This window comes from Streptomyces sparsus (assembly GCF_054776295.1).
Window position 1 is genome coordinate 1 of the sequence record NZ_BAAHCA010000353.1, and the last position, 4702, is coordinate 4702.

7 protein-coding genes are annotated in these 4702 nt (G+C 73.0%); 3 read left to right on the forward strand and 4 right to left on the reverse strand.

Annotated elements, in window-relative coordinates; translation table 11 throughout:
• The coding region (locus tag ACYVE9_RS16160) for a CAP domain-containing protein (protein ID WP_461028556.1) at positions 1–764 on the forward strand (764 nt) is incomplete at its 5' end.
• A 185-nt stretch (positions 765–949) separates the two neighbouring features.
• On the opposite strand, the gene ACYVE9_RS16165 is transcribed toward ACYVE9_RS16160, so the two are convergent.
• From ACYVE9_RS16165 to ACYVE9_RS16180, 4 genes are all read right to left on the reverse strand, one after another.
• On the reverse strand, positions 950–1258 hold the full coding sequence (locus tag ACYVE9_RS16165; protein WP_461028557.1) for a hypothetical protein: 309 nt from the start codon (positions 1256–1258) through the stop codon (positions 950–952).
• Between the two features lie 110 nt (positions 1259–1368).
• Entirely contained in the window at positions 1369–1986 is a 618-nt protein-coding gene (locus tag ACYVE9_RS16170; RefSeq protein ID WP_461028558.1) for a histidine phosphatase family protein, read from the reverse strand.
• A 183-nt stretch (positions 1987–2169) separates the two neighbouring features.
• The gene (locus ACYVE9_RS16175; RefSeq protein WP_461028559.1) at positions 2170–2775 is read right to left on the reverse strand and encodes a flavodoxin family protein; all 606 of its coding nucleotides are present in this window, start codon (positions 2773–2775) and stop codon (positions 2170–2172) included.
• A 197-nt stretch (positions 2776–2972) separates the two neighbouring features.
• On the reverse strand, positions 2973–3185 hold the full coding sequence (locus ACYVE9_RS16180; protein WP_461028560.1) for a hypothetical protein: 213 nt from the start codon (positions 3183–3185) through the stop codon (positions 2973–2975).
• A 302-nt stretch (positions 3186–3487) separates the two neighbouring features.
• Between ACYVE9_RS16180 and ACYVE9_RS16185 the strand changes: the two genes are divergently transcribed.
• A complete protein-coding gene (locus tag ACYVE9_RS16185) occupies positions 3488–4213 on the forward strand; it encodes a hypothetical protein (protein WP_461028561.1) in 726 nt (241 codons plus the stop codon).
• 142 nt (positions 4214–4355) lie between these two features.
• The coding region (locus ACYVE9_RS16190; RefSeq protein ID WP_461028562.1) for a 1-acyl-sn-glycerol-3-phosphate acyltransferase at positions 4356–4702 on the forward strand (347 nt) is incomplete at its 3' end.

The following is a 4702-nucleotide window of genomic DNA, read 5'->3' on the forward strand; positions in this document are numbered from 1 at the left end:
GGCACGGCAAGGCCCACCGCGGGCGGCGACGCCGCCGTGTGATCACCGCGGTGGCAGCCGCCGCGACCGTCGTCACGGCGATCGGAGCCGGACGCATGCTGCTGGACTCCCCCGACGAGAGCACCACCGTCAGTCCGGCCGCCGCGGAACCGGCGCCCGAGACGTCGGTGTCCGAGCCCGCTCCCTCGCCGTCCGCGTCCGACGAGTCGGCCTCCCCGTCCGCCTCCTCCTCCCCCTCCCCCAGCCCCTCGGTGACCTCCGCGAAGCCCAAGGCGAAGCCGACCCCCAGCTCCGCCGCGCCGACCACACCGAAAGCCCCGCCGAAGCCGGCCCCGCCGGCCCCCGATGTCGAGAAGCGCCCCGCCCCGCCGCAGGCCGCCACGGGAGGCACCGCGCAGCAGGTCATCGCCATCCTCAACCGGGAGCGCGCCCAGAACGGCTGCGGCGCGGTGCGGTCCAACAGCAGGCTGGCCTCCGCGGCGCTGAAGCACTCGCAGGACATGGCGGCCCGCGACTACTTCTCCCACACGTCACCCGACGGCTCCGGGCCGGGCGAGCGCATCACCGCCGCCGGCTACCGCTGGAGCACCTACGGCGAGAACATCGCCCGCGGCCAGCAGACCCCCGCGCAGGTCATGCAGGGCTGGATGGACAGTCCGGGCCACCGGGCGAACATCCTCAACTGCGCCTTCAAGGAGGTCGGCATCGGTGTCCACCAGGGCTCCGGCGGCCCCTGGTGGACGCAGAAGTTCGGCGCCCAGTGACACCCTCCGCGCGGTGACGCCCGCCGCCGGGTGAGGCTCTTCCGCCGACCGGCGCCTTCCGTGCGGTGATCCTCCCTCCGGCGGGCTTCCGCCCGGAGCGGCCCGACGCGGCCCGACGCGGCCCGGAACGGCTGCTCCGGCAGAAGCCCACGCGCCAGACGTCCCGCTTCCACCGTGCGCGGGGCTCAGGGGCGTGGGTCGGTGCGGTGCCATCGGGGCCGGGCGTCGCTCCCGCGGCGCCCCGCCACGGACGCGCAGCGCCGGCAGATCCGCTGGACACGGTCGGCGGCGCCGCCCGACTCGGGAAACGTGTCCGGCCAGGCGACGTGCGGGAAGCGTGCCAGTCGGGACCGGTGAAGCGACAGGCCGCACACGGTCTGGTTCGTTCCCCGCTCCCACGCGTGGACCTCGCCGGCCGGCAACCGGGTACGTCCCTCCTCCTCGTCCGTCCACTGGCCGGAGGCGGCGACCGCGTACCTCTTGCTCACAACCATGCGCCACCGGTTTCCCCTCCCGTGCCGTCCCATGCGGCGGTGGCGGGCACAGGGAGGCGACGGCCGAGCCGGGACGCGTTCGGGCCGCGGCGGCGAGCGAGGTGCGGCGGTCAGGGGCGCGCGGCGGCGCTGAAACCCGTCCAGCGCAGGTCCTCGGGGAGATGGCCCATGTCGTTGAGAAGGACCAACGAGGCCGGCCGGTCGGGCTCGTAGCGGATGAGCGTGAGCGAGGCGTTGCCGTGGTTGAGCCCGATCCACCGCCACGTCGGCGCGTGGAGGGCCGCCCGCACCATCCAGCCGATGAGGAAGTTGTGTGTGATGACGAGTTCGTGGCGCGGCTCGTCGCCCTCCACGGGTCCGGAGAACCGGGCGAGCGCCTCCCCGGCCAGTGCGGGGCCCTGCTCGCGCTCCCGGGCCGGAAACGCCGCCAAGCGGCGCAACGTGGCGTCGGCCGAGGCGAACGGCAACTCATCCGGGGCGGGTATGTGGGGCAGGTAGTCCCCGGCCGCTTCGCACTCGTGCAGCGGTACGCCGGGCAGCCGGCCGCCGACCAGTCGTGCGGTCTCGGCGGCGCGGTGCAGCGGTCCGTGATGGACGGCCGAGAGCGGAACGCGGCTGAACCGCTCCCCGAGCAGCTCCGCCTGACGGCGGCCCCGCTCGGAGAGGGCGTGCTCGTCCTCGGTGGCCTCACCGTGACGAGCGAGCCAGAGGTGGCGAGTGGCGGTCATGAGGGCCTCCCGAGCGCGATGATCTTCCTTGCGCTGTGGAGGACGTCCTCCGTCACCGTCCCGGTTCTTCCTGTCGCGACCTTGCTCGCCTCCGGGGCCGGTGCTCGTCCGTCACTCCTCGGACGGCGCTCCCGCCCGTCGCCCCCGAGGGCGCGTGACGGCCGGCCGGGGGGAACGCCGGGTTCAGCTGGGGGGCGGCGGCAGGGGGTTCTCGCGCAGGGCCACGGCGACGCCGTGGAGGTTGGCCGCCATGGCGCGGCCGGTGGAGTGCGCCCACTCCCGACCGCGCTCCTCGTCGAGGTAGTCCGGGCCGGGGCCGGGCCCCAGGTGCCAGTACGTCCACGCCTGGCCGGGAATGGTGTAGCCGATGTCGCCGAGCGCGCCACCGATCTCGCTGATGACGTGGTGGGCGCCGTCCTCGTTGCCGGTCACGACCACTCCGGCCACCCGGTTGAACGCCACCGGCCGGCCTTCGTCGTCGGTCTCGCTCAGCATCGCGTCCATGCGTTCCAGCACCCGTTGGGCGACGGACGACGGCCGGCCCAGCCAGGTGGGCGAGGCGATGACGAGGATCTCGGAGGCCAGCAGTTCGGCGTGGACAGAGGGCCACGCGTCACCGTCGCCCATGTCCGTCTCCACGCCGGGGCGGATGTCCAGGTCCACGGCACGCACGGACTCCACCGTGCTGCCGCGCCGTCGCAGTTCCTCCATGACGACTTCGGCGAGTGCCTCGGTGTTCGAGGGCTGGGGCGAGGGCTTCAGGGTGCAGTTGATCAGCAGTGCGCGCATGACGGCGCGTGGTACCCGGCGCTTCGGCTGCCTAACCACGTCCACGGCGCGGGGGGCGTCGAGGAGCGGAAACTCACTTGATCGGCGCACACCACCGCCCATGGAGTGGCGGCACGGTCGGCGGACAGCGGGCCGCCCCACTCCGCTTCAGGGCCCGGGGCGGGGCGGAGTGGGGCGGTGGGGTGGGACAGGATCGGTCAGTCGTTCTCGTAGTGCTTCAGGGCCAGCCCCAGGCCGAAGAAGGTCGGCGCCCACTCACCGACGAAGATGCCCCACCGGTCGGCCCGGGACGTGCCCTCGGCCTTGACCGAGGCACCCCAGGAGAGCACCGAGAGCCCGATGGACACGAAGGCAGCGGTGTAGGCGTGTTCACTGCGCACGCCGCTGTCACTCAGCCACTTGACCACCATCACAGAACTCCTTCTGATTGATTTCCGTACCTCATCAGCCATGCCAAAAAGGTACGAATCATGACTTTTCGAGTATCTGCGGGTGTACCGGTCGGCGCATCCGGGCGGAACGGGGCGACTCGCACGGCGGAGTTCCCTCAGGCATCGCCGGTGCGCACCCCGCGGCAGCGGGCGCGGTGCCACCGTCAGCGGCTGCGCCCCTTCGGCGCCGCGCGCGTCCCCCGGTCGGCGGGAGCCCCAAGTCGCCACCGATGAGGTCGATCCGGTCACGTCGCCGGGGAGAAGTCGGTTGGATGTCGGGCATGAGTCACTACGCCAGCGAGTGGTACACCTCCGGCGTCTTCTGGTCCGCAGGCGCGGTGGTGACGGCGGCCCTGGCCGCCGCTGCCACGGTGTGGGCGACGCTGCGCGCGGCAGGGCGCCGACGAGGGAGCCTGACCGTGCACATGTCCCACGCGGGTCGCCTTCTCAACGCCACGACGTCGGTGCGGAGCAGCCTGCAGGTCGTCCGGAACGGCACACCGCTGGCCGACCCCCGCCTCCTGCGCCTCACTCTTTCCAACATCGGGCGCCAGGACGTGCCGAGCAGCGCGTACGACAACGGCCGGCCGATCAGGCTGGCCGTCGGCGCACCCATCGTGGAGATGATCAACTCCGAATCGCGGCCGGCCGGCCGGGCCCTGCCGCAGGCCTCGGTGTCGGGTGACGCTGTCCTCATCGGCCCGGGACTGATAGCCGCCGGCCAGACCCTCACGTTCTCCCTCCTCGTCGACGGCCCGTCCCCGTCGCTGTCCTGCCACACCGCCCTCATCGACGTCGACGTCGAGGAACGCTCCTCGGCTGGGCCGGACGTGACGCAGATCGTGCAGGTGGTCAAGGAGATGGACCTCAGGACGCGCGTCACCGCCCTCGGACCGCTGGCGGCGGCAGGCGCCCTCGTGGTGTTCGGGGCGATGCTCTTCGGCGCGATGTGCGCGCTGCTCCTGGTCGCGCTCATCGTGCAGGTGACACGGGCCCAGGGACTCTGAGCGGGCGGCACCGGCGGCCGGTGATGTCACCTCCGCGTGCGGGGGTGACATCACCGGTGGAGATGAGTACGCGCACTCAGGCCGTCGGGGCTCCGGGCACACAAGATGATCTCGCCACCGCCGTTCCAGCCCGAGGAGTCCCGTGCTCAGCCGTGTCGCCGCCGCCGTCGTCCCCCTTCTCGGCCACCTGACGGTCTCGGCCGAACTCGACACTCCCCCGGGCCCGAGCATCCTGCTCGCCAACCACACGTCGCTCGTGGACCCCGGTGTGGTGCTCGCCGCCCTGCACCGCCTCGACATCGACCCCGTCATCCTGGCCACGGCGGGTCTGTGGCGGGTGCCCGGGCTGCGCCACCTGCTGGAACGCGGCGGTCACGTCCCCGTGCACCGCAGGACCGCCCGCGCCGCCGACGCCCTCGACGACGCCGTGGCCGCGCTCGACTCGGGCCGGCACGTGCTCATCTACGGCGAGGGGCGGCTGCCGCGCCG

Bases quoted from the DNA above. Each gene is read 5' to 3' on its own strand.
- ACYVE9_RS16180 (WP_461028560.1), bottom strand. From the start codon at position 3,185: ATGGTGGTCAAGTGGCTGAGTGACAGCGGCGTGCGCAGTGAACACGCC.
- ACYVE9_RS16175 (WP_461028559.1), bottom strand. From the start codon at position 2,775: ATGCGCGCACTGCTGATCAACTGCACCCTGAAGCCCTCGCCCCAGCCC.
- ACYVE9_RS16170 (WP_461028558.1), bottom strand. From the start codon at position 1,986: ATGACCGCCACTCGCCACCTCTGGCTCGCTCGTCACGGTGAGGCCACC.
- ACYVE9_RS16165 (WP_461028557.1), bottom strand. From the start codon at position 1,258: ATGGTTGTGAGCAAGAGGTACGCGGTCGCCGCCTCCGGCCAGTGGACG.
- ACYVE9_RS16185 (WP_461028561.1), top strand. From the start codon at position 3,488: ATGAGTCACTACGCCAGCGAGTGGTACACCTCCGGCGTCTTCTGGTCC.